The following is a 24910-nucleotide window of genomic DNA, read 5'->3' as shown; positions in this document are numbered from 1 at the left end:
TAAGGAAAGACAAATGAAAGCATTATTAGTTTATTTTAAAGGATATGTCAAAGACAGTATCCTGGGTCCCGTTTTTAAATTAATCGAAGCCAGTTTCGAACTTTTGGTCCCACTAGTCATTGCTGGAATTGTCGACACAACTATTCCAAATAAAGACAAAAATCATCTCTTTTTGATGATTTTTGTCTTGTTTGGACTTGCCGTTATTGGTGTTGTCGTTGCTATTTCAGCACAGTATTTTTCATCAAGAGCAGCAGTTGGTTATGCGCGAGTGTTGACCAATGACCTCTATGCGAAAATCATGCGTTTATCAAAGGAAAAGCGGGATGAGATTGGAACTTCAAGTTTGGTAACACGCTTGACTGGTGATACCTTTCAAATCCAAACGGGGATAAATCAATTTTTGAGGCTCTTTTTGAGGGCACCAATTATTGTGACAGGAGCCATTATTATGGCATTCCGAATCAGTCCACGCTTGACCCTCTGGTTTCTTGGTATGGTCTTGGTATTGACCCTTATTATTGTACTAGCTAGTCGCATCGTCAATCCTTTATATGCCAAGATACGAGTGATTAATGAGTCAATTGTTACTAATACGCGCCAACAACTTGAAGGTATGAGGGTTATTCGTGCCTTTGGTCAGAGTGAGCGTGAATTAGATAACTTCACGACTGTAAATAAAGACCTGAAGAAGTGGCAACTCAAAACAGGCGTGATAGCAAGTCTCATTAGTCCTTTGACTTTCCTAGTTGTTAATATGACTTTGATTGCTGTCCTTTGGCAAGGAAATCTGCAAATTCAAGGTGGGCTCTTGTCTCAAGGGATGCTGATTGCTCTGGTCAATTATCTCTTGCAAATTTTGACGGAGCTTCTTAAATTGGCTATGATGTTGACCAATCTTAACCAGAGCTTTATTTCGGCGAAAAGGGTACAAGCTATTTTTGAACTCCAAGATGAGGATATTGAGGCACCTTTAACACTAAGAAAACCAGATCAGTCGGAAACAGGACTTGCTATTGGCCACATGACCTTTACCTATCCGACTGCTAGTCAACCGTCACTACAAGAGATTGATTTAAAGATTGCTAGAGGTGAGTCACTGGGTATTATTGGTGGTACTGGTTCGGGTAAATCGACCTTGGTAAACTTAATCATGAACTTATATCAACCTCAGATTGGTTCTTTAGCTATTTTCAAGGATCAAAAATCACCAAGAAATCTTAAAGAGTGGCGTTCTTGGGTTGCCTATGTCCCACAAAAAGCTGAGCTATTTAGGGGAACCATTCGTTCAAACTTGTCACTAGGACTTGATCACGAACCAAGTGATAAGGAATTGTGGCATGCTCTTGACATGGCTCAGGCTGCTGACTTTGTAAAAGACAAAGACCTTGGTTTAGATGAGCCAGTTGAGTCGTTTGGCCGTAATTTTTCGGGAGGGCAACGTCAGCGTTTAACCATTGCGCGTGCGCTGATGCGTCCAGCGCCGTTCTTGATTTTGGATGACTCAACCTCAGCCCTAGATTACCTGACTGAAAGTCGCCTACTAGCGGCTATTAGAGATAATCTTAAATCAACTAGTTTGATTATTATTTCGCAAAGAACAAATAGCCTAAAAGCAGTTGATCAAATTTTGGTGCTTGATATGGGGCATCAAGTTGGCTTGGGAAATCATGAAGCGTTGCTTAACACTAATAAACTCTATCAAGACATTCATTATTCTCAACACCAAAAGGAGGTCGCTGATGAAGGCTAGAAATAATAAATCGACGCTTAAACGTTTAAGCAGAGATATCTTAAGCCAGCGTTACCTCTTTGCCTTAGCAACTATTGGGACCATTGTTCAAGTTGCCTTAACGGTTTACTTACCTATCTTAATTGGTGATGCAGTGGATGCTGTTCTTAAGATGAATGCTGTTCTTTTGATGTCGCGTTTAATATGGCAGATGCTTGTAGTTATCATAGCCAATAGTGCAATCCAGTGGCTAAATCCTTTAATTTATAACCGTTTGATTTACTCTTATAGTGAAAGTTTACGAGAGAGAGTCATGGTGAAAATTCATGCCATGCCTCTCAGTTACCTTGACCGTCAAGGAACTGGAGATATGGTTAGCCGTGTGACTACAGATAGTGACCAATTAAATAACGGACTTCTCATGGTCTTTAACCAATTTTTCGTCGGGCTTTTGACTATATTTGTTATTATCATTACCATGGCTCGTTTGGACTGGTTCATGATGCTCTTAGTTCTAGTGATGACACCCCTGTCAATGCTTGTGGCACGTTTTATCGCCAAGAAGAGCTATCAACTCTATCGCAATCAAACTAAATGGCGAGGCATGCAGACTCAGTTGATTGAGGAAAGTTTGACTCAAGAAGCCTTAGTACAGAGTTTAAATGCTCAAGACCAGATGGTTAGGAGTTTTAAAGACGTCAATGGTAAGTATGCTGATTATTCACAGGGAGCCATCTTTTATTCGTCAGCGGTTAACCCAGCTACACGCTTTGTTAATAGTCTGATTTATGCTCTCATTGCAGGTGTTGGAGCCTATCGTATCATGTCAGGTGGCGCATTTACAGTGGGACAATTGACTACCTTCCTAAACTATGTCACCCAGTATACGAAGCCTTTCAATGACATTTCGTCTGTTCTTTCAGAACTTCAAAGTGCCTTGGCTTGTGCCGACCGCCTTTATATAATTTTAGATGAAGATGAAATACCAGAAACAGGCAATGTGGTTTTGGAAGAAGCAGATGTGCAAGGACGTTTTAAATTTGATCATGTTCAATTTGGTTATTTGCCTAATAAACCTCTTATCAAGGATTTGAGCATTGATATACCTGCGGCAAGTACTGTTGCCATTGTTGGCCCTACAGGAGCAGGCAAATCTACCTTGATTAACCTGCTCATGCGTTTCTATGATTTGGACAAGGGTCAAATTTTACTAGACGGTAGACCTATTACAGATTATACCCGTGAGAGTCTTCGCAAGCAGATTGGGATGGTCTTACAGGAAACTTGGCTAGAGGTCGGCACTATCCATGATAATATTGCTTACAGTAATCCAGAAGCCAGTCGTGAAGAAGTTATAGCAGCAGCCAAGGCTGCCAATGCAGATTTCTTTATTCAGCAGTTACCCCAAGGCTATGACACCTACTTGAATGATGCTGGGCAATCCCTTTCTCAGGGACAACGTCAGCTTTTGACCATTGCTCGCATATTTGTCAATGTGCCTAAAATCTTAATCTTAGATGAAGCCACTTCTAGTATCGATACACGTACAGAGCTTCTCATTCAAGACGCCTTCGCTAAATTAATGAAAGGTCGAACAAGTTTCATCATTGCCCATCGATTGTCTACCATCGAAAATGCGGACCTTATTTTGGTCATGAATAATGGGGATATCGTTGAACACGGAACCCATGAACAACTGATGCAAGCTAAGGGAATGTACTATCGTATGCAGACGGCCCAAAAGACACAAAATAGTTAAATCCGACAGAGCTTTTAAGCTCTGTTTTTTTTATGATTTTAGCCAATCATTTATCACGGAAGCTTATTAATGAAAAAGAAATGAAATTTAGTTATTTTTTCTTTTTTATTGGAAAAAATACTGATAAGATGGTAAACTAAAGAGGATATTATATAAAAAAAGGTATCGAAAATTAGAATGTTAAAACATAAAAACGTCCTGGTATTTTTAGGACAAACCTTGCTTTATTTCGCCATTTTTATGGCCCTAATTTATCTCTACAATTACCTAGGACAAGGTCAAGGTAATTTTATCTATAACGAATTTTAGGAAGAATAATGACGAATACAAAAATTAAAGATATGATCGAAACGATTGAGCAGTTTGCCCAATCACAACCTGACTTTCCTGTTTACAATATTTTAGGGGAAGTTCACACTTACGGTGACTTAAAAGCTGACTCGGATAGCCTAGCTGCCAAGATTGATAGTCTTGATATTCCAGAAAAATCACCTGTTGTGGTTTATGGCGGTCAAGAGTATGAAATGTTGGCAACTTTTGTCGCTTTGACTAAATCTGGTCACGCTTATATTCCAATTGATAGTCACTCAGCTCTTGAGCGCGTGACGGCTATCGTTGAAGTAGCAGAGCCTAGTCTGATTATTGCTATCAATGACTTCCCACTTGAGGAAGTCCAAGCTCCAATTCTAACATTGGATCAAGTGACAACAGCTTTTGAAAGCAAGACTAGCTACGAAGTGACTCATCCTGTTAAGGGGGATGATACTTATTACATCATCTTCACATCAGGAACTACAGGTAAGCCTAAAGGGGTACAAATTTCACACAATAATCTCCTTAGTTTCACCAACTGGATGATTACGGATAAGGAATTTGCGACTCCAAAACGTCCACAAATGCTGGCTCAACCGCCTTATTCATTTGACCTATCGGTAATGTACTGGGCACCTACATTGGCACTTGGAGGAACACTCTATGCACTTCCTTCAGCCATTACGCAGGACTTCAAGAAGCTCTTTGAAACGATCTTCTCACTTCCAATTGCTATTTGGACATCGACCCCATCATTTGCAGATATGGCAATGTTGTCTGAAGACTTCAATGCAGAGAAGATGCCGGAAATTACGCATTTCTATTTTGATGGAGAAGAGTTGACTGTCAAGACTGCTCAAAAGCTTCGCCAACGTTTCCCAGAGGCACGTATTATCAATGCTTACGGGCCAACTGAGGCAACAGTAGCCTTATCAGCAGTAGCAGTAACTGATGAGATGCTGGCAAACCTTAAGCGTTTGCCGATTGGTTATACCAAGGAAGATTCACCAACTTATATTATCGATGAGGATGGGAATATCCTTCCAAATGGTCAACAGGGTGAGATCATCGTATCAGGACCAGCAGTGTCCAAAGGCTACATGAATAATCCTGAAAAGACTGCTGAAGCCTTCTTCGAGTTTAATGGCCTTCCTGCTTACCATACTGGTGATGTAGGAACGATGACTGATGAAGGTCTCCTTCTTTACGGTGGCCGTATGGACTTCCAGATTAAGTTTAATGGTTTCCGTATTGAGTTAGAGGATGTTTCACAAAACCTTAATAAGTCTAAGTACATTGATTCAGCAGTAGCTGTACCACGTTACAATAAAGACCATAAGGTTCAGAACCTCTTGGCTTATGTGATTCTTAAGGATGGCGTTCGTGAGCAGTTTGAACGTGATATCGATATTACTAAGGCTATCAAGGCTGACTTAGAAGATATCATGATGTCTTACATGATGCCAACCAAGTTCCTCTATCGTGAGAGTTTGCCTTTGACACCAAATGGGAAGATTGATATCAAGGGCCTTATCAGTGAGGTTAACAACCGATGATAGACTTCTTGAAACAGCTACCTCATTTAGAAGCCTACGGTAATCCCTTCTATTTCATCTACCTTGGATTAGCTCTATTGCCAATCTTTGTGGGTCTCTTCTTTAAAAAGCGTTTTGCGATTTATGAATGTTTGGTAAGTCTAGCCTTTATTGTTCTTGCTCTGACAGGAACACATGCTAGTCAATTACTAGCCTTACTCTTTTATATTATTTGGCAAATCATCTGGGTTTATTCATACAAACATTACCGCAGTCAAAAGGATAATAAATGGGTTTTCTATTTACACTCGTTTCTTGTAGTCCTTCCCTTGATTTTTGTTAAGGTAGAGCCTGCGATAAATGGTACTCAGTCGCTTTTAAACTTTCTTGGTATTTCTTACTTGACCTTCCGATCAGTTGGAATGATTATCGAGATGCGGGATGGTGTCCTTAAAGAGTTTACACTTGGAGAGTTCCTCCGATTCATGCTCTTTATGCCAACCTTTACGAGTGGTCCCATTGATCGCTTCAGACGCTTTAACGAAGACTATCAAGCAATTCCTGAGCGAGACGAGCTGATGAATATGTTGGAGCAAGCTGTAAAATATATCATGCTTGGTTTCCTCTATAAGTTTGTTTTGGCGCAGATTTTCGGAAGTATGCTCTTGCCTTCACTGAAAGCACAAGCTTTGGCTCAAGGTGGTATCTTTAATTTACCAACACTTGGTGTCATGTATGTTTTCGGTTTTGATCTCTTCTTTGACTTTGCGGGTTACTCAATGTTTGCCTTGGCAGCATCTAACCTTATGGGGATTAAGAGCCCAATCAACTTTGACAAACCTTTTATCTCACGAGACTTGAAAGAATTTTGGAATCGTTGGCATATGAGCTTGTCTTTCTGGTTCCGTGACTTTATCTTTATGCGTTTGGTTATGGTTTTGATGCGAAATAAAGTTTTCAAAAATCGTAACACGACTTCAAATGTGGCCTATGTCATTAATATGATGGTTATGGGATTCTGGCATGGGGTTACTTGGTACTACATTGCATACGGTATTTTCCATGGTATTGGTCTAGGACTTAATGATGCCTGGTTGCGCAAGAAGAAGACCATTAATAAAGAACGTAAGAAAGCTGGTCTTGAGCCACTTCCTGAAAATAGATGGACGAAGGCTTTGGGAATCTTTATTACATTTAACACTGTTATGTTGTCATTCTTGATTTTCTCTGGATTCTTGAATGACCTCTGGTTCACTAAAAATAAGTAAAGGAATTATAAAAATGGATGTAAAATCAGAAGTTATTGAAATTATTGATGAACTCTTCATGGAAGATGTTTCTGACATGATGGACGAAGATCTTTTCGATGCTGGTGTTCTCGATTCAATGGGAACAGTTGAGCTAATCGTTGAATTGGAATCACGTTTCGATATTCGTGTACCAGTTTCAGAATTTGGTCGTGATGACTGGAACACAGCTAATAAGATTGTTGAAGGGGTAACGGAGCTTCGCAATGCTTAAGCGTTTATGGCAGATTTTTGGTCCAGTAATTTGTGCCTTGGTCTTGGTAGTGGTAGTTATATATGCCTACCCACAAGGCAGAAAACATAGTTATGTGGCTGAAAAACGTAGTGCAGTAACACTGACAAATGAAAACTTTAAGAGTCGGATTAACAAAACTACAGCTCTTTCAGATAAGAAGCATCGATTTGTCCCTTTCTTTGGGTCAAGTGAGTGGTTGCGTTTTGATGCTCTTCATCCAGCTGTTTTAGCTGAGAAGTACGACCGTAACTATCGCCCATACTTTATTGGACAACGTGGTGCTGCATCTCTAAACCAATATTTGGGAATGCAACAAATGCTTCCAGAATTACAAAACGGTACAGCTGTGTACGTCTTGTCTCCACAATGGTTTACTAAAAAGGGGTATAATTCTGCAGCTTTTCAGCAGTTCTACAATAACGACCAACTTAGTAGTTTCTTAAGTGAAATTCAGACGGATGCAAATTCTCAGTATGCAGCTCAACGTATCTTAGAGATGAAGCCTGAGATTACTATGAAATCTCAACTTTCTAAAGTGGCTAAGGGGCAAGAGTTAAATTCACTTGATAAGACTTATATTCAATTTATGGCAGAGCTTAATAAGCGAGAAGATGCCTTGTTTAGTCCTTTAGCAGCATCAAATAACGCTAATTACGAGAAGAAAGTTCTTCCTTATCTTAAAGAGTTGCCAGACAAGCTCTCTTATGAGGCACTTGATCAGGTTGCTGTAAGAGATGCAGAAGCCCATACTAAGTCAAACGACTTTGGTATCGATGACCGTTTCTATAAGAAACGTTTGTCTAAGAAGATTGGTAAACTTAAAGGTTTCCAGAAAAATCTTTCTTATGAAGTTTCACAAGAATACGGTGACCTACAGTTGGTGCTAAATCAATTTGCTAAGTCAAATACTAATGTCATTTTTGTCATCCCACCTGTTAATAGCAAGTGGATGGCTTATACGGGACTTAGTCAAGAAATGTATGATGCTACGGTTTCTAAAATCCGTTATCAATTGGAAAGTCAAGGCTTTACCAATATTGCAGACTTCTCAAAAGATGGAGATCAACCTTACTTTATGCAAGACACCATTCATATGGGATGGAAAGGATGGGTAGCCTTTGACAAGGCTGTTGATCCATTTGTAAGTAATCCAACACCTGCACCTAGCTATAACTTGAACGACCGCTTTTATAGTAAGGATTGGGCAGGTTATACAGGGGCTCCTAGTCAGTTTAAGTAGTGTTACTTAATAAATCAGGATATAACAAATAGGCTTTAATAAGCCTTTTTGTTATAGAGTAATAGGAGAATAATATTGCTCTTATTATTTTTTATAGGTACCTTCAGAATTTATTAAAAAGGATTGGGGATTAACCCAATCCTTTTTGTCACTTTGAAGTTTTGTATTGCCTTAAACAGATCTTATTTGTTTTTAGTTAGAGCTTTTCGAATTAAATCTGCAGGGATAATCAAAACCGCGATAAGAAGAGCAACGATATAGTGTTCAACATCCATTGGAACGGTACTAAATACTTTACCACCGAATTGAATAATCAAGGTTTGAACGACAGCAATAGAAATCATTACAATTGAGAATTTCTTGTTTTCGCTGATATGTTCAAAAACATTAAATCCATTACTACGTGTGTTAAGTGAGTTGAAGATGACAGCATAGATAAATACTGTAAATGTGAATGTTGTGACCATTTCAAAGTTACCAGTTCCATTTGTGATAAAGTCTTGGATACCACCAACATTTTTAAGAATGGCTAAACATACGACAGTAATGAAGACACTTGCAACTCCGATAGCGGATTTCATATAACCAGTAAGAATATTTGCTTTCTTAGCAACTGGTTTTTCGTTCATATAACGATCTAGCGTAGGCTCTTCACCAAAGGCAAGGGCAGCAAGTGTGTCCATGATAAGGTTAATCCAAAGAATTTGGATGATTGTAAATGGCTCTTTGAGACCCAAAAGTGGTGATAGAAGTGACATGGCAATAGTCGTTACGTTAACAGTTAATTGGAAGATGATAAATTTACTTACTGACTTACTCATAGTACGTCCATAGAGGACGGCTTTTTCAATCGAAGTCAATGAGTTATTCAAGATAACGATATCTGAAGCTTCACGTGCAACTTCAGTACCATCACCCATTGAGAAACCGACATCAGCTGATTTTAAGGCAGGTGAGTCATTGACCCCATCACCTGTCATACCAGCGACCATTTCAAGGTCTTGAGCTGCCTCAATAAGACGTTTTTTATCCATTGGAAGGGCACGACTTACCACTTTTAAGTGAGGCAATTGTTGTTTAAGTTCTTGATCTGAGAGGGCAGAGAGTTCATCGTGAGTAAGGACAAGGTCATTTTCTCCAGTGACGATACCGGCTTCTTTAGCGATAGCAACAGCGGTTTCTTTACGGTCACCAGTTACCATAACTACTTGAACACCCGCACGGTTCATTGTTTCAACAGTTTGTTTAATTGAAGAACGAACGTTATCACGGATACATACGATACCAATCAAGACTTTATCATTACCATCTGTATTTAGGATAGCAAGCAAACGCATTGAACGGTTAGCTTGTTCCAATGACAATTCTTGGAAACGAGCTTTAATATCATCTGTAAAGTTTTGTTTATTACCATCTTTATCAAGATAGTAGTAGCAGTCATTTAGGATGAATTCTGGGGCACCTTTGATGTAAGTTTTTCCGTCCTTAGTTGTTACACTTGCGAATTTTGTTGCTGAGTTGAATTGTTGCTTCTCAGTAATTGTGTTCGTATCGAAATCAAGTTGAGAACGGCCAATAAGGAAATCAAGAAGTGCACGGTCAGTGGCATTACTACCAACAGCACTGCCATCAGCTACCATGGCATCGTTGTTAAGACCGATACCATTAATCATTTCAGCTTTAAGGCTATCTGACATTGTGTCAAAATCAGGAGCATCAGTTTCACCAGTAGCCGCATAAAGTGTTCCATCAGCAAGGAAGAAGTCAACTACAGATAGTTTACCTTCTGTGATGGTACCAGTCTTATCACTGAAGAGGATATTCATGTATCCGGCTGTTTCAATGGTATCAGGATGGCGAACTAAGATATTTTGAGCTAAAAGTCGTCCTGAGTTCATTGAGGAAACGAGTGCCAACATCATTGGCAGACCTTCTGGAACGGCCATGATGATGATTGTAACCGTAAAGAGAATTGTTTCAATGATAAGGAGGAAGATTGAACCACCATTGAGGTTATTAGCCTTATTAAGGGCAATAAAGCCTAATACAAGGTTGATTACTGAGTATGCAGCACCTGCACTATAACCGAGGACACCGATATTACCAGCAAGCTTGTTAAGTTTCTCTTTAGATGGTGAATCTTTACTATCTTCTTGAAGAGAAGTATTGATGCTTCCAAGAACGGTGTTATCACCAATTTGTGTAGCTTCCATAACAGCTTCACCCGAAGTAACAACTGTACCACGGAAGACTTTGAGCTCTGTAAAGAGATCCGAAGAGTCTGGCTCTTTTTGATCACCAAGAGGAAGTTTTTTAGCATCTTCACTTTCACCATTAAGGACAGCTTGGTTGACTTTTAACTCACCTTCCAAGATGATACCATCAACTGGAATCTTGTCCCCTGATTGAAGGAGAATCTGATCACCTTTTACAATATCATCAACGAGAACCTCTTTAAGTTTACCATCACGATAAACTTTAGCATTAGTTTTCGAAGCCTCTTCTTGAAGAGTGTTGAACTTTTGCTCATTGCGGTATTGTGAGACTGCTGAGAATCCAGTAGACATCAAAATGGCGAAAATTAGTGAGATAGCCTCATACCAATTAGCTTCACCAATAGCAGGGAAAATCATTCCAACAAAGTTGAAAATGATTTTTAATCCTAAGGCAGCCAAGAGGATAAGAATCCATTGATCTTGGAAGGCTTCGATAAAGATTGAGAGGAGCGAGTTAGCCTCTTTACTAGAGAGCCTATTATCGCCATGAGCGTTTTTACTTGCTTGAACTTCAGCAGAAGTCAAGCCTTTAAATTTTTTCATTTAAGGTTTGTATCCTTTCTAAATTGTTACTCAGTTTTAAGTCTAATAAATTTAAAGCCAAATAGTTCGTCATTTCAGTCAAGATAACTGGAATAACTATCAGTAAGTATTATACTTTATTTTACTACTAAATGGTTGATTTTTTTACCAATAGAATATTGAAGTTTCTTTAGTAAGAGTAGGAGAGAACAAAGAACTCGCTTTTTTTGTTTAGATATAATTATCTCCCTCCACCTTCAATTCATACAACCCTCTTACCGCATTACATCCGTAGATGGCCTGAGCCTGTTTCAGATCTTTTACAGTCAGGACTTTTTCTTTCAGCTTATTCTCAGCTATAAGACTTTGTCTGTAGATGCCATTTAAGAGGCCGAGGTGAACTGGTGGTGTGTAGAGTTGGTCTTCGATTTTAAGAACGATGTTACCGATAGAGGTTTCTAGGAGTTGTCCCTCGTGATTATAATAGATTTGTTCGTGAGGTTCGATACTAAGGTGAGGACGGTAACTTGTTTTAAAGAAGGTATAGGGGCTATCCAACGGATGTCTTTGCTCAACTAATCTTGCTTGGCAAAAGTCATCAGATAAGTTTGTTAATTGGCTATGTTCAAACTTCAGTTCACCATCTTTTTTAAGGGACAATTTAAGACGGTAGTCTGTGTTAAGGTCTAGTGATTGGCACAGAGCTGTGGCTTGATTGTGCGCTTTTTCTGCATTGAAAGGATAGTCAAAGTATCGGCTACTCTCTTGTAAACGTTTTATATGCTCCTCCAGAAAGAGGAGTTTTCCTTGATGAATACGACCGGTAGAAATGAGATCAAATTTTGGGTTCTGACGGTATAGAACAGCAGCTTTTTGCTTGGTTTCTTCGTATTCGGATTCCCAGTTACTGTCCCAGGTAATCCCCCCTCCGACACCATAGATAGCCTTGGTTTCTTCCATTTGTAGTGTCCGAATGGCTACGTTGAAAATACTAGGTCCCTGTGGCACCAAGATTCCAATAGCTCCACAATAAACACCTCGAGGCTGTTTTTCAACCTTCTTAATAATCTCCATGGTTGCTATTTTTGGGGCACCTGTAATCGATCCGCATGGAAAAAGGGCTTGGAAGACATCGCATAAACTTCTATTTGTCAGGAGTTGCGTTTCAATTGTCGAAGTCATTTGCCAAACTGTAGAGTATTGTTCAACTTGGCAAAGGCTCTTAACATCTTCACTTCCTATTTTAGAAATACGATTCATGTCATTTCTAAGAAGATCAACAATCATCATATTTTCAGAGCGATTTTTTTGGTCCTGAGCTAGCCATCTTGCTTGTGCAAGGTCAGTTTCAGTTGTTAAACCTCGATTGGTAGTACCTTTCATAGGACGAGTAGTCAACTTATCTCCATCTTTTTTAAAGAAGAGTTCTGGACTTATAGAAATGATAGAAACATCATCGTGCTGAATAAAGGCATTGTAATGGGCATTTTGCTCAACAACCAATCGATTGTAGATGACAAAGGGATCAGCTGTCAGGTTCTGTTGAAGTTGAACAGTATAATTGACCTGATAAGTATCACCTTGTCGAATATGGTGGTGTATATGCTCAATAGCAGCCTTGTATTCCTCAGCAGAAGTTAGCTCTTGCCAAGATTTTGGTAAGGTAATAGGGTCATAAGTAAGTGGAATAGGCTCTGTTTGAACAGTTTCATGAACAGTGAAGTAGAGGAGATACTCAGACATTAATGGACCATCAATAACCTGAAATTTTGTCTCGAAGGCAGGGGCTGCTTCATAGGAAACATAACCTACTGCATAATAACCTTCATTTTGATAGGCTTCGAGTTCATCTAAAAGGGGTTTGACTTCCTTAATGTCCTTTGTTTTTAGTTCTTTAATGGCGTCTGTAAAGATTTGTCTGACACCAAGTTCTTTAAAATCAATAACAGTTTTCTTATGCATACTTAGAGTATAACATAAGAAGTTTCCCTCTGGTTCTTTTTCATGTTTTAATTATCTTTCTCAAAATTTTAACCAAAAATGAACTTTTCAGATAGTTTTACATATGTTATAATGATAGGGACTAAAAGAAGATTTTAGAGGGAAATATGACTGAAAAAAATAACTTTGAGAAAGGCAACAGCAGCCTTTCAAACAATAAAATGAAAAAAGGCACTTCTAAGAATTCATGGAAGCACCAGATGTACGAGCTAGAAATAGCTATTGCTAAAGAGTCAAGTAACAAAAAAAGAAATGAACTCATTAAACTTCATAATGGCTATATGAGTGAGTATGATAGCTTAAAGAAACAAATCATATGGTTAGCCGTCTTGGGAATTTGTTTCTTATTAGTATTGGCAATTTTTGGTTATTTTATTTGGAATAGTTACAATAGTGAGAATATGTCTTATACATCATCTTGGCTTCAAGAGAGGGTACTGAGCACTTATAGAGCTTAGTGTTCTGATCCTAGTAAATAATAGAGTCTCTAGACAAAAGTCTAGGGATTTTTTGATATAAAAAGGGATTTAGTAAGTCAATATATAGTTATTAGCTATAACGATATCTAAGTAAAAGGAGATAACAGAAGTCGATAACCCTTTATTTTATAGGGTATAGTCTAAAACTATATATAGAGAAAACTAATAGCAATTATACAGCTACCCATTTCTTTGGTAAGATAAGTTCAACAACAAAGAGGAGGACACAAGATGTCAACTACTATCATTGGTTTCCCACGTTTGGGTGAATTCCGCGAATTAAAATTTACAACAGAAAAATACTTTAGAAATGAAATTACTGCAGATGAACTTTTAGCAGCAGCCAAAGACTTGCGTGCAAAACACTGGAATATTGTTAAAGAGAAGGGTATCACTGAAATTCCTTCAAATGATTTTTCACATTACGATAACTTCCTTGATGCAGCTTTCCTTTTCAACGTCGTACCTGAATCTGTTCAAAACTTGGATTTGACAGATCTTGAACGTTACTTTGCTTTGGCGCGTGGTTACCAAGGTGAAAAAGGGGATGTTCGTGCCCTTCCTATGAAAAAATGGTTTAATACTAACTACCATTACATCGTTCCTAAATTTGAAAAAACAACAGAAGTTAAACTTGCTGGTCACAAGATTTTTGATGAGTACCAAGAAGCAAAAGAATTGGGTCTTAATACACGTCCAGTTGTGGTTGGACCATTCACTTTCCTTCAATTGTCTGACTTTGAAGATGGTGTAAAAGCTGAAGACTTCGTAGATAGCTTTGTTTCTGCATACCAAGATGTTTTTGCAAAATTGGCAGAGCTTGGTGCGACTCGTATCCAACTCGATGAGCCAGCCCTTGTTAAAGATTTGACAGCTGAAGAAAAAGCTCTCTTCTTGAATCTCTACAACAAACTCTTGGCTGATAAAAAAGGTCTTGAAGTCTTGATCCAAACTTACTTTGGTGATGTTCGTGATGTCTACAATGATCTTGTGAACTTGCCAGTTGATGGTATTGGTCTTGACTTTGTTGAAGGTAAGAAAACACTTGAATTGGTTAAAGGTGGTTTCCCAGCTGATAAGACTCTCTATGCCGGTATCGTCAATGGTAAAAACATCTGGCGTAACAACTACGAGAAGAGTCTTGCAATTCTTGAACAAGTGCCAGCTGAAAATGTTGTTTTGACAACATCTTGCTCACTTCTTCATGTGCCATTTACAACTGCTAATGAAGAATTTGAACCAGCTATTTTGAACCACTTTGCTTTTGCAGTTGAAAAATTGGACGAATTGCGTGATTTGGATGCTATCCGCAATGGTCAAGGTGAAGAAGCCCTTGCTGCTAACAAAGAACTCTTTGCGACTGAGCGTGTTGGTGAAAATGCTGAACTTCGTGCTCGTATTGCAGGGTTGACTGAAGCTGATTATACTCGTTTGCCAGCATTTGCAGAACGTGAAGCGATTCAAAAAGATGCTTTCAAACTTCCATTGCTTCCAACAACAACTATCGGTTCATTCCCTCAAACTAAGGAAGTTCGTGCGAAACGTTTGGCTTTCCGTAAGAATGAATTGTCACAAGAAGAATACGATGCTTTCCTTGCTGAAATCACTGATGAATGGATTAAATGGCAAGAAGAAGTTGGATTTGATGTGCTTGTACACGGTGAATTCGAACGTAACGACATGGTTGAATACTTTGGTCAAAACTTGTCAGGTTACCTCTTCTCTAAAAATGGTTGGGTTCAATCATACGGTATGCGTGGGGTTAAACCACCAATCATCTGGGGTGATGTGACTCGTCTTAACCCAATCACTGTGAAATGGTCTAGCTACGCACAAAGCCGTACAGACAAACCTGTTAAAGGTATGTTGACTGGACCTGTTACTATCCTTAACTGGTCATTCCCACGTGAAGATATCTCTATCAAGGATTCAACTCTTCAAATTGCTCTTGCAATCAAAGATGAAGTTCTTGACCTTGAAGCTGCAGGCGTGAAAATTATCCAAATTGACGAAGCTGCTCTTCGCGAAAAATTGCCGCTCCGTCGTAGTGACTGGTATGAAGACTACCTCGACTGGGCAATTCCAGCCTTCCGTTTGGTACACTCAACTGTAGCACCAGACACACAAATCCACACTCACATGTGTTACTCAGAATTTACAGATATCATCCCAGCTATCGATAACTTAGATGCTGACGTTATCTCATTTGAAGCTAGCCGTTCAAATCTTGAAATCTTGGATGAACTTAAAGCTCAAAACTTCCAAACAGAAGTTGGACCTGGGGTTTACGATATCCACTCACCACGTGTCCCACAAGACGGTGAAATTGACCACACTATCGAAGCAATCTTGGCTAAAGTACCAAGCGGTAAAGTATGGATCAACCCTGACTGTGGTTTGAAGACTCGCGGAATCAAAGAAACTAAAGAAAGCTTGATCAAGCTTGTAGAAGCTGCAAAAGCAGCTCGCGAAAACTTGTAAGCAGAAGTTATCATACGTTGAAGACCTTCTTCCTTAAGTGTAGAAGGTTTTCAATAGCAAATAATTTTCTAAAGATTTTTGCAAGCAGGCTATGATTAACACGTGTTTAACTGTACTTATGAAGTCAATAGGCACTTAAAACAGCTTTTGTCTTAACAAAAATCTAAAAAGAAGAAGGTATAAAATATGACAAGCCAAACACCATCACTCTCTTTTGAAGTCTTTCCACCTAACCCTGCAGTAGGTAACGAAAAAATTCTACGTGCCCTTGAGGATATGCAAGGATTGGCTCCACACTTTATCAGTGTGACAGCTAGTAATAACAAATATAATATCAAAGAGACGACGGTTCCTTTGGCAGATCATATTCAAAATGACCTAGCCATCCCAACGATTGCCCACCTTCCGGCTATCTATTTGAGTAAAGAAAAGGTTGCTGATACCTTACGTGACTTGGATGCTGTTGGTGTACACCGTATCTTAGCCCTACGTGGTGATATCATTCCTGGTGTGGAACCTCTTAAAGACTTTAGATATGCCACTGATTTGATTGAGTTTATTAAGGAAGAAGCTCCTCAATTTGATATCATCGGTGCCTGCTATCCTGAAGGGCATCCAGATTCGCCAAATCAAATCTCTGATATCCAAAACCTTAAGAAAAAGGTTGATGCAGGTTGTTCTAGCCTTGTAACTCAACTCTTCTTTGACAATGAACGTTTCTATGATTTTCAAGATAAATGTACCTTGGCTGGAATTGATGTACCAATTCATGCGGGTATTATGCCTATTTTGAATCGTAACCAAGCCCTACGTTTGCTTAAGACTTGTGAGAATATCCATTTACCACGTAAGTTCCGTGCCATTTTGGATAAGTATGAGCATGATCCTGAGTCACTTAGAGCGGCAGGTCTTGCCTATGCTATTGACCAGATTGTCGATCTTGTTACGCAAGATGTTGCAGGCGTTCACCTCTACACCATGAATAATGCAGAGACCGCTCGTCATATTCATGGAGCTACTCATTCCTTGTTTAAGCATCATTCACAAGTTAGCGCTCTATAATTAAATCATAAAACTACCACCTATAGATTAGTCTATAGGTGGTTGCTTGTTTCGAGTAGTAAAATGGGTGACTTGCTTACAATCCTAGTATTGTCGTGTATAAAAAAGACTTAGAGCTTAGCTCTAAGTCTTAAATATTATTCGCCTACGAAAGCATTGATTTCTGCTTCGATATTAGCAATTTTTTCTTTAGCATCTGCTTCAGATTCACCAACTGTAGCGATGTAGAATTTGATTTTTGGTTCTGTACCTGAAGGACGAACGGCAAACCATGAATCATCAGCCAAGATGTATTTAAGCACGTTACTTGGAGGAGTTGTCAATTTTTCAACGCCGTCAGCAGTAGTAGCTGTTTGTTCCAAGAAGTCTTCTGTCTTAGCAATGTCTGTGTTGTTGAATTGTTTAGGAGCATTACCACGGAATTTATCCATGATTTTCTTGATTTCAGCAGCTCCGTCAACACCTGAGAGGGTAACAGAGATTGTTTTTTCTGCGAAGTAGCCGTATTGTTTGTAGATTTCTTCGATACCATCTGCCAAAGTCATGCCACGTGAGCGGTAGTAAGCTGCGATTTCAGCAACGATAAGAACAGCTTGGATAGCGTCTTTGTCACGTACGAATGGTTTGATGAGGTAACCGAAGCTTTCTTCGAAACCAAGCATGTAAGTGTGGTTGTGTTGTGTTTCAAATTCATGGATTTTCTCACCGATAAATTTGAAACCAGTCAAGACGTTAAACATAGTTGCGCCGTAGCTTTCTGCAATCTTAGTCACCAACTCAGTTGATACGATTGATTTACAGAGGGCAGCATTTGCAGGAAGTGTACCAGCTGTTTTGTGAGCTTCAAGAATATATTTAGCAATGATAGCTCCGATTTGGTTACCAGAAAGGTTGAGGTAAGATCCATCTGGTTGGCGGATTTCAACACCAAGGCGGTCAGCATCTGGGTCAGTTGCAACCAATACATCAGCGTCTACTTTGCGACCAAGTTCTTCAGCAAGAGCAAAGGCAGCTTGGTTTTCAGGGTTTGGAGATTTAACAGTTGAGAAGTCAGCATCTGGAACAGCTTGAGCTTCAACAACTTGAACAGCTTCAAATCCAGCTTGTGCAAGAGCACGACGAGCCAACATTTCACCAGTACCATGAAGTGGAGTGTAGACAATCTTCATGTCACGACCGTATTCATTGATCAAGTCTTGGTTAATGTTAACGCCTTTCACTTCTTTCAAGTATTCAGCGTCGACGTTTTCACCGATAACTTCAATCAAGCCGCTAGCTTTGCTTTCTTCAAGGTCAGCCAATTGCACAGTGAAAGGATTTTCGATAGCACGGATGTAATCTGTCAAAGCATCAGCATCTGCAGGTGGCATTTGTCCACCGTCTTCACCATAAACCTTGTATCCATTAAATGGAGCAGGGTTGTGGCTAGCTGTTACCATGATACCAGCAAATGTGTGGAGATGACGAACAGCAAATGACAATTCAGGTGTTGGACGTAGGCTTTCAAATACATAAGATTTGATACCGTGAGCAGCCAAAACTTGAGCAGATTCAAAAGCAAACTCAGGAGAGAAGTGACGGCTATCGTAAGCAATAGCAACACCACGTTTTTTAGCTTCTTCCCCTTTTGAGTCAATCAATTGGGCCAAACCTTCAGTTGCTTGGCGAACAACGTAAATGTTAATGCGGTTAGTACCGGCACCAATCAATCCACGCATACCAGCTGTACCGAATTCAAGGTTGGTATAGAAGGCATCTTCTTTCGTTTTTTCATCCATTGCGACCAACTCATCACGAAGGTAAGCAGGCAATTCAGCAAAGTCGAGCCATTTTTGATAATTTTCAGTGTAAGACATAGCAATCTCCTTTATATTTTTAAACGCTTACATTATACCATAATTAAAGAAAAAAAACATGGTAATTACCATGTTTTTTCTTTATTTTTTCAATCGCAGTAACACTGGTGTGATACTTAGAGTTAACAGACCGGCGATAATCATTTCAGCAATCGAATTTGTTGTGAAAATGGTTGCCATCAGTGTTTTGCCACCTGCTGTGTAGAAGTTAGGGATTAGGAAATAGATGCCGAGAAGTACGAAAAATGTATTTGTGAAAGCACCTAAAACCCCAGATAGCATCAGACCTAGACGGTTTTGAAGTAATTTGTAGACAAAGTAAGGGAAAATACCGATCAGGATACGAGGAACGATGGCAATGACTGCAGATGCCCAAGTTCCCCCTTCAACAAAAGGACTAAAGAGATAGCTACTAACCGTATAGATAACAGTGTTTCGAATAATACTCATAATTCCCATGAAGCCACCCAAATAAGCTCCAATTTTAGGACCGTAGACGATGCTAGCGATAATAACTGGGATATGGGTTAGGGTTGGTTTGATTGGAAGTACAAAAGCAGCAAAGATGGTTTGACTGAGTACTTCGATTACAACCATTGTAGCTATCAAGAGGGATAACTGAGCCGTTTGGTTTGCTTTATTTTTCTTATTCATCATAAACTCCTTTTTATTCTCTGCAAGGCTATTTTGTTAAAGCATTGTCAATGGATTCAATAATGTCATCAATATCAGCTAAGGCACCACGTCCTGTATCTCCACAAGCCAGTAAACCTGATTTTGGAAGAATTTCTTGGTAGCCAAGGTCATGCAAAGTATTTAGATTCTTCTTAGTCAGTGGATTTTCATACATTTTCGTATTCATTGCAGGGGCAATTAGTTTTGGGGTGGTGCTAGGTAAAGCTAAAGCAGTAGCAGTAAGCATATTATCGGCTAGACCATATGCTAATTTGGCAATGGTATTTGCTGAAGCTGGAGCTACAACAAAGAGGTCAGCTTCTTTACCTAAGTCAATATGATTAATACGTTCAGCCAATTTTTCTTCCATGACATCAGTGTGAACAGGGTTCTTCGAAAGGACTTGAAGTGTCAGAGGGGTGATAAAGGCTTGAGCAGCTTCAGTCATAATGACGTGAACGTCATAACCTTTTTTCTTTAACCTACTTGTTAGATCAGCTGCTTTATAGGCAGATATTGATCCTGAAACAGCAAGGATGATACGTTTAGTCATGGCATATCCTTTCAAATAAGGCTCGAGCAATCGCAGATTTAGTCGTAACTTTCTCCTCGTTTTTTTCGTCAACAAGATAGGCAATATGCTGATTTGGAGTAATGTCACTCAAGTCGTTGGCAACAATAATATCAGCTTTGTTGTGTTTCAGACTTGCACGAGCAACCTCAAAAAGCTCTTCTTTACTTACATTAACCAAAAGTTTGAAGCCAATCAATTGAATATCAGGATTCCATTGTTTGACGAGGCTAATGACCTTCGGTGTTTTTTTAAGAAAAAGAACCTGATAATCAGAAGCCGATGATATCTTGCTTTCAGTGTTAGATTTATGCAAGAATTGAGCGAGATCTTCGGTGTCCTCCAGTTCAGCAAAATCCGTCATATAAATAGGCGTATAATCAGAGACTGCCATACTATGTATAAGAACATCGTGCTCTTTGACGAGTGGCTCCATCTTTTTGAGAAGACTTTCTACGTTCGTAATTTCTGTAATCTTTAGATTTTCTTTCGGTTCTGGTTTAACCGCTGTCTTGGTCGTTACTAAGGTTACTTGGTGACCCTTAGCCAAGAAAAGTTCAGCGATTTCCTTTCCTAGATAACCTGTTGAATGGTTTGTGATTCCACGTACAGCATCAATCTTTTCAGTGGTACCACCCGATGTAATCAAAATTTTCATAGTAGTATTGTACTAAAAATTGGGTCTTTAGTAAATAAAAAGTAAGTATTTTTGAGGCGTACCCCTATAAATTAAAGTTATAACGATTTATAACAAAACAAAAACCGAACATTGAAAAGTAATTAACCAAAAATAATGCGTTTTTTATCAAACTCTGATATAATAGATTCTAGAAAAATATAGAGGAGTGTCTCATGAAAACAGATATCGAAATTGCTCAAAGTGTAGAATTAAAACCAATCACAGAAGTAGTTGAAAAAGTTGGAATCGGCTTTGACGATTTGGAACTCTACGGAAAATATAAGGCAAAATTGTCATTTGATAAAATCAATGCTGTCAAAGACAATAAGCCAGGAAAATTGATTTTGGTGACAGCTATCAACCCAACACCAGCTGGTGAAGGGAAATCAACCATGTCAATTGGTCTTGCAGATGCTCTTAACAAAATTGGTAAGAAAACAATGATTGCCCTTCGTGAACCATCACTTGGTCCGGTTATGGGAATCAAAGGTGGTGCTGCAGGTGGTGGTTACGCTCAAGTGCTTCCGATGGAAGATATCAACCTCCACTTCACAGGGGATATGCACGCTATTACTACAGCGAATAATGCTTTGTCAGCCCTTCTTGACAACCATATTCATCAAGGAAATGCTCTCGGCATTGACCAACGCCGTATCATTTGGAAACGTGTGGTTGACCTTAATGACCGTGCGCTTCGTCATGTAAACGTTGGTCTTGGCGGACCACTTAATGGTATTCCACGTGAAGATGGTTTTGATATTACTGTTGCGTCTGAAATCATGGCGATTCTTTGCTTGGCTACTGATATTAATGACCTTAAAGAACGTTTGGCAAATATTGTAGTTGCCTACCGTTATGATCGTACACCAGTTTATGTACGTGATCTTGAAATTGAAGGTGCGCTTACCCTTATTCTTAAAGATGCCATCAAACCAAACTTGGTACAGACAATTTATGGGACACCAGCCTTGGTACACGGTGGTCCATTTGCCAACATCGCTCACGGATGTAACTCAGTTCTAGCTACAGCTACAGCTCTTCGTTTGGCTGATTATACGATTACTGAAGCAGGTTTCGGTGCTGACCTTGGTGCTGAAAAATTCCTTGATATCAAGACTCCAAACCTCCCAACAACTCCTGATGCCGTTGTTATTGTTGCAACACTTCGTGCTCTCAAAATGCACGGTGGGGTAGCCAAAACTGACCTCTCTGAAGAAAATGTTCAGGCCGTTCGTGATGGCTTCGCAAACTTGAAACGTCATGTAGAAAACGTTCGTAAATTTGGTCTTCCAGCAGTCGTTGCTATTAACGAGTTTGTTGCTGATACAGAAGCTGAAATTGCAGCCCTTAAAGAACTTTGTGCAGAAATCGATGTTCCTGTTGAATTGGCTAGCGTTTGGGCTAATGGTGCTGATGGTGGTATTGACCTTGCCAACGCAGTAGTTGATGCTGTTGAAAATGGTAATGCCGACTATAAACGTCTTTATTCTGATGATGATAGCTTGGAAGAAAAAATCACTAAGATTGTTACTGAAATCTATGGTGGTAAATCAGTTGTCTTCGAGAAAAAAGCTAAGAACCAACTCAAACAATTTGCAGAATTCGGTTGGGATAAATTGCCAGTATGTATGGCTAAAACACAATATAGCTTCTCAGATAACCAATTCTTACTTGGAGCACCAGAAGGTTTTGATATCACTATCCGTGAATTTGTTCCTAAAACAGGTGCTGGATTTATCGTAGCTCTTACAGGAGACGTCATGACAATGCCTGGTCTTCCAAAAGCACCAGCAGCCCTCAAGATGGACGTAGCTGAAGACGGAACAGCTGTTGGTTTGTTCTAAGAAGAAATATCGATATAAACAGTACCTATTGGTGCTGTTTTTTTGTTAGAGTTATGAAAAACTTAAGGAAAGTTTAGTAGACTAAATCTAAATAAAATAAGATCAAAGCACTAGATGATTACGTCTATTTTAGATATAATGATAAAACTTAGTCAAAGTGTTATTTGTATCTTTGACACCTAACAAGGGAGATAACTATGATTAAAATACTACTAGTAGAAGATGATTTGAGTTTGTCGAACTCAGTTTTTGATTTTTTAGATGACTTTGCTGATGTGATGCAAGTCTTTGATGGAGATGAAGGTCTCTACGAAGCTGAAAGTGGCGTCTATGATTTGATTCTTTTAGACCTTATGTTACCTGAAAAAGATGGTTTCACGGTTCTTAGAGAATTACGTGAAAAAGGTGTAACAACTCCTGTACTTATCATGACGGCTAAGGAAAGTCTAGATGATAAGGGTCATGGCTTTGAACTGGGTGCAGACGACTATCTAACCAAACCTTTCTATTTAGAAGAGTTGAAGATGCGTATTCAAGCACTTTTGAAACGATCTGGTAAATTTGACCAAAACACACTTTCTTTTGGTGATGTTCGTGTCAATCTTGCTACAAATTCAACCTTTGTGGGGGATAAAGAAGTAGAACTTCTTGGTAAAGAGTTTGATTTATTAGTTTACTTCTTACAAAATCAAAACGTAATTTTGCCTAAGTCACAAATTTTTGACCGTCTTTGGGGATTTGATAGTGATACCACAGTATCAGTTGTTGAGGTTTATGTTTCTAAAATTCGTAAGAAACTTAAAGGAACAGACTTTGCTGCCAATCTCCAAACCTTGAGAAGTGTGGGGTATATTTTGAAGAATGCTGACTAAATTTTTCAATTATCTCTTTAGGAGAATCAAGTCAGACGGATTTAAGTCGTTCATTCATTTCTTTGCCACTTTTTCTGGTATTTTCCTTATCATGACTGTCATGATTTTGCAGATTCTGAGTTACGGCGTTTATTCCAATGTGGACTCTAGTCTGAAAATGGCAGCCACTAAAACCAATTCTTATTTAGAAATGGAAATGCTAAAACGGGAACTTTTTCTGACTTCTGAGGTAGATCAAAATAATACGACAACCATTTACCAAGCCTATGATACTAAAGAGTCGACAGCTGAAACACCTGACTCGAGTGGCTCTAAGAAAGAGCCTAAGAAGAAATCAAAAATTGAAGATACCCCTCACGATTTATCTGTTGCGGCAAATACTAGTGTCTTGGTACTTGATAAGAATGGAAAAGTCCTTAATGTTGTTGATAAATTTTCAAGCTTATCCAATTTACCAATAGACAAAAATAACATTGATGTTATCAGCAAGGGAAGTGCTCAGAATTATTTCGATCAAACGGAAAAGTACCGTCTGATTACTGAAAAAGTAGATAATAGCCTCTATCCTGATGCTAAGTACCTTGTTATTGCGATTAATACAACTCAATTGGAAGAAGCCACTGAACGTTATGTTAAGCTAATTGTCATCATGATGAGTTTCTTCTGGCTTTTATCTGTTGCGGCTAGTATGTATTTGGCTAAGTGGTCAAGACGTCCTATCCAGGAAAGCTTGGAGAAGCAGAAGGCTTTTGTTGAGAATGCTAGCCATGAGTTACGGACACCGCTTGCTGTGATTCAAAACAGGTTAGAAGTTCTTTTCCGCAAGCCTGAGAGTACTATTTTAGATAATTCAGAGAATATTGCATCAAGTCTTGATGAAGTACGTAATATGCGTCTGTTGACGACTAATCTCTTGAACTTGGCTCGTCGTGACGATGGTATTAAACCAGAAATCGAAACCTTAGAACCTGCTTTCTTTGATACAGTATTTACCAACTATGCCATGATTGCAGAAGAAAATGAGAAAGGTTTCACGGCTCAAAACCAAGTTGGTCGTCCAATCCAGACTGATAAAACGTTATTGAAACAGTTAATGACCATCTTATTTGATAATGCTATTAAATATACGGAAGATGACGGACATGTTACCTTTACTGTTCGCACTAATGACCGCCATCTTTATATTTCTGTAGCTGATAATGGTCCTGGGATATCAGATAGTGATAAGAAAAAAATCTTTGATCGATTTTATCGCGTAGATAAGGCTAGAACCAGACAAAAAGGTGGGTTTGGACTTGGCTTATCCCTAGCGCAACAAATTGTTTTAGCTCTTAAAGGAACAATTGTTGTTAAAGATAATCAACCAAAGGGAACGATTTTTGAAGTTAAGATTACCGGAGTTTAATCAATAAAGAAAACCTGCTAGGCGATAAGCTAGCAGGTTTTTTAGGTAATAAAAAAACTCCTAAATG

At 39.0% G+C, this 24910-nt stretch carries 19 protein-coding genes; 13 read left to right on the top strand and 6 right to left on the bottom strand.

Annotation, left to right across the window (positions count from 1 at the left end; genetic code table 11):
* Positions 1-13: 13 nt before the first annotated feature.
* The 7 genes from HMPREF1517_RS07710 to dltD all read left to right on the top strand — a co-directional run bounded on the left by HMPREF1517_RS07710 (position 14) and on the right by dltD (position 8120).
* Positions 14-1753, top strand: coding sequence for an ABC transporter ATP-binding protein (locus HMPREF1517_RS07710; RefSeq protein WP_037600788.1), 1740 nt, complete (start codon positions 14-16; stop codon positions 1751-1753).
* Positions 1743-3491, top strand: a complete 1749-nt coding sequence (locus HMPREF1517_RS07705) for an ABC transporter ATP-binding protein (RefSeq protein WP_037600785.1) — start codon at positions 1743-1745, stop codon at positions 3489-3491. The genes HMPREF1517_RS07710 and HMPREF1517_RS07705 overlap by 11 nt, the downstream gene beginning before the upstream one ends.
* A 177-nt stretch (positions 3492-3668) precedes the next feature.
* The gene (locus tag HMPREF1517_RS07700) at positions 3669-3800 is read left to right on the top strand and encodes a teichoic acid D-Ala incorporation-associated protein DltX (RefSeq protein ID WP_002885174.1); all 132 of its coding nucleotides are present in this window, start codon (positions 3669-3671) and stop codon (positions 3798-3800) included.
* Positions 3801-3808: 8 nt separating this feature from the next.
* Positions 3809-5359, top strand: coding sequence for a D-alanine--poly(phosphoribitol) ligase subunit DltA (gene dltA / locus HMPREF1517_RS07695; RefSeq protein ID WP_037600782.1), 1551 nt, complete (start codon positions 3809-3811; stop codon positions 5357-5359).
* Complete coding sequence (gene dltB, locus HMPREF1517_RS07690) at positions 5356-6606, top strand: D-alanyl-lipoteichoic acid biosynthesis protein DltB (protein WP_037600779.1); 1251 nt, start codon at positions 5356-5358, stop codon at positions 6604-6606. The genes dltA and dltB overlap by 4 nt, the downstream gene beginning before the upstream one ends.
* Before the next feature lie 13 nt (positions 6607-6619).
* A complete protein-coding gene (gene dltC, locus HMPREF1517_RS07685) occupies positions 6620-6859 on the top strand; it encodes a D-alanine--poly(phosphoribitol) ligase subunit DltC (protein WP_002891149.1) in 240 nt (79 codons plus the stop codon).
* A complete protein-coding gene (dltD, locus tag HMPREF1517_RS07680) occupies positions 6852-8120 on the top strand; it encodes a D-alanyl-lipoteichoic acid biosynthesis protein DltD (protein WP_037600776.1) in 1269 nt (422 codons plus the stop codon). The genes dltC and dltD overlap by 8 nt, the downstream gene beginning before the upstream one ends.
* Before the next feature lie 182 nt (positions 8121-8302).
* Here dltD and HMPREF1517_RS07675 read toward each other — a convergent pair whose 3' ends face one another.
* A complete protein-coding gene (locus HMPREF1517_RS07675; RefSeq protein WP_037600773.1) occupies positions 8303-10939 on the bottom strand; it encodes a calcium-translocating P-type ATPase, PMCA-type in 2637 nt (878 codons plus the stop codon).
* Between the two features lie 210 nt (positions 10940-11149).
* Complete coding sequence (gene pabB / locus HMPREF1517_RS07670; RefSeq protein ID WP_037600770.1) at positions 11150-12880, bottom strand: aminodeoxychorismate synthase component I; 1731 nt, start codon at positions 12878-12880, stop codon at positions 11150-11152.
* A 146-nt stretch (positions 12881-13026) separates the two neighbouring features.
* Here pabB and HMPREF1517_RS07665 point away from each other — a divergent pair, with 146 nt between their 5' ends.
* The 3 genes from HMPREF1517_RS07665 to metF all read left to right on the top strand — a co-directional run bounded on the left by HMPREF1517_RS07665 (position 13027) and on the right by metF (position 16941).
* Complete coding sequence (locus tag HMPREF1517_RS07665; RefSeq protein WP_037600767.1) at positions 13027-13377, top strand: hypothetical protein; 351 nt, start codon at positions 13027-13029, stop codon at positions 13375-13377.
* Between the two features lie 252 nt (positions 13378-13629).
* Entirely contained in the window at positions 13630-15879 is a 2250-nt protein-coding gene (gene metE, locus HMPREF1517_RS07660) for a 5-methyltetrahydropteroyltriglutamate--homocysteine S-methyltransferase (protein WP_037600764.1), read from the top strand.
* 186 nt (positions 15880-16065) lie between these two features.
* Positions 16066-16941, top strand: coding sequence for a methylenetetrahydrofolate reductase [NAD(P)H] (metF, locus tag HMPREF1517_RS07655; protein WP_013990458.1), 876 nt, complete (start codon positions 16066-16068; stop codon positions 16939-16941).
* Between the two features lie 137 nt (positions 16942-17078).
* Here metF and HMPREF1517_RS07650 read toward each other — a convergent pair whose 3' ends face one another.
* From HMPREF1517_RS07650 to HMPREF1517_RS07635, 4 genes are all read right to left on the bottom strand, one after another.
* Entirely contained in the window at positions 17079-18797 is a 1719-nt protein-coding gene (locus HMPREF1517_RS07650; protein ID WP_037600760.1) for a phospho-sugar mutase, read from the bottom strand.
* Positions 18798-18878: 81 nt separating this feature from the next.
* Complete coding sequence (locus HMPREF1517_RS07645; RefSeq protein ID WP_022496698.1) at positions 18879-19451, bottom strand: ECF transporter S component; 573 nt, start codon at positions 19449-19451, stop codon at positions 18879-18881.
* Positions 19452-19479: 28 nt separating this feature from the next.
* Entirely contained in the window at positions 19480-20025 is a 546-nt protein-coding gene (coaC, locus tag HMPREF1517_RS07640) for a phosphopantothenoylcysteine decarboxylase (protein ID WP_022496697.1), read from the bottom strand.
* Complete coding sequence (locus HMPREF1517_RS07635) at positions 20018-20701, bottom strand: phosphopantothenate--cysteine ligase (protein WP_022496696.1); 684 nt, start codon at positions 20699-20701, stop codon at positions 20018-20020. Before HMPREF1517_RS07635 ends, coaC begins: the two co-directional genes overlap by 8 nt.
* A gap of 194 nt (positions 20702-20895) precedes the next feature.
* On the opposite strand from HMPREF1517_RS07635, the gene HMPREF1517_RS07630 reads away from it, so the two are divergent.
* The 3 genes from HMPREF1517_RS07630 to HMPREF1517_RS07620 all read left to right on the top strand — a co-directional run bounded on the left by HMPREF1517_RS07630 (position 20896) and on the right by HMPREF1517_RS07620 (position 24843).
* Positions 20896-22566 carry a formate--tetrahydrofolate ligase gene (locus HMPREF1517_RS07630; protein WP_004182072.1) on the top strand — a complete coding sequence of 557 codons (1671 nt, stop codon included), beginning with the start codon at positions 20896-20898 and terminating at the stop codon, positions 22564-22566.
* Between the two features lie 197 nt (positions 22567-22763).
* Complete coding sequence (locus tag HMPREF1517_RS07625; protein WP_002891134.1) at positions 22764-23438, top strand: response regulator transcription factor; 675 nt, start codon at positions 22764-22766, stop codon at positions 23436-23438.
* Positions 23428-24843 carry a sensor histidine kinase gene (locus HMPREF1517_RS07620; RefSeq protein ID WP_004182392.1) on the top strand — a complete coding sequence of 472 codons (1416 nt, stop codon included), beginning with the start codon at positions 23428-23430 and terminating at the stop codon, positions 24841-24843. The genes HMPREF1517_RS07625 and HMPREF1517_RS07620 overlap by 11 nt, the downstream gene beginning before the upstream one ends.
* Positions 24844-24910: the final 67 nt, after the last annotated feature.

This window comes from Streptococcus sp. ACS2, assembly GCF_000525585.1.
Taxonomy (GTDB): domain Bacteria; phylum Bacillota; class Bacilli; order Lactobacillales; family Streptococcaceae; genus Streptococcus.
Note: the sequence above shows the minus strand (reverse complement) of the source record. Positions and strands in the feature narration are given on the sequence as shown.

Coding starts and splice junctions, on each gene's coding strand:
- HMPREF1517_RS07710 (WP_037600788.1), top strand. CDS start 14: ATGAAAGCATTATTAGTTTATTTTAAAGGATATGTCAAAGACAGTATC.
- HMPREF1517_RS07705 (WP_037600785.1), top strand. CDS start 1,743: ATGAAGGCTAGAAATAATAAATCGACGCTTAAACGTTTAAGCAGAGAT.
- HMPREF1517_RS07700 (WP_002885174.1), top strand. CDS start 3,669: ATGTTAAAACATAAAAACGTCCTGGTATTTTTAGGACAAACCTTGCTT.
- dltA (WP_037600782.1), top strand. CDS start 3,809: ATGACGAATACAAAAATTAAAGATATGATCGAAACGATTGAGCAGTTT.
- dltB (WP_037600779.1), top strand. CDS start 5,356: ATGATAGACTTCTTGAAACAGCTACCTCATTTAGAAGCCTACGGTAAT.
- dltC (WP_002891149.1), top strand. CDS start 6,620: ATGGATGTAAAATCAGAAGTTATTGAAATTATTGATGAACTCTTCATG.
- dltD (WP_037600776.1), top strand. CDS start 6,852: ATGCTTAAGCGTTTATGGCAGATTTTTGGTCCAGTAATTTGTGCCTTG.
- HMPREF1517_RS07675 (WP_037600773.1), bottom strand. CDS start 10,939: ATGAAAAAATTTAAAGGCTTGACTTCTGCTGAAGTTCAAGCAAGTAAA.
- pabB (WP_037600770.1), bottom strand. CDS start 12,880: ATGCATAAGAAAACTGTTATTGATTTTAAAGAACTTGGTGTCAGACAA.
- HMPREF1517_RS07665 (WP_037600767.1), top strand. CDS start 13,027: ATGACTGAAAAAAATAACTTTGAGAAAGGCAACAGCAGCCTTTCAAAC.
- metE (WP_037600764.1), top strand. CDS start 13,630: ATGTCAACTACTATCATTGGTTTCCCACGTTTGGGTGAATTCCGCGAA.
- metF (WP_013990458.1), top strand. CDS start 16,066: ATGACAAGCCAAACACCATCACTCTCTTTTGAAGTCTTTCCACCTAAC.
- HMPREF1517_RS07650 (WP_037600760.1), bottom strand. CDS start 18,797: ATGTCTTACACTGAAAATTATCAAAAATGGCTCGACTTTGCTGAATTG.
- HMPREF1517_RS07645 (WP_022496698.1), bottom strand. CDS start 19,451: ATGAATAAGAAAAATAAAGCAAACCAAACGGCTCAGTTATCCCTCTTG.
- coaC (WP_022496697.1), bottom strand. CDS start 20,025: ATGACTAAACGTATCATCCTTGCTGTTTCAGGATCAATATCTGCCTAT.
- HMPREF1517_RS07635 (WP_022496696.1), bottom strand. CDS start 20,701: ATGAAAATTTTGATTACATCGGGTGGTACCACTGAAAAGATTGATGCT.
- HMPREF1517_RS07630 (WP_004182072.1), top strand. CDS start 20,896: ATGAAAACAGATATCGAAATTGCTCAAAGTGTAGAATTAAAACCAATC.
- HMPREF1517_RS07625 (WP_002891134.1), top strand. CDS start 22,764: ATGATTAAAATACTACTAGTAGAAGATGATTTGAGTTTGTCGAACTCA.
- HMPREF1517_RS07620 (WP_004182392.1), top strand. CDS start 23,428: ATGCTGACTAAATTTTTCAATTATCTCTTTAGGAGAATCAAGTCAGAC.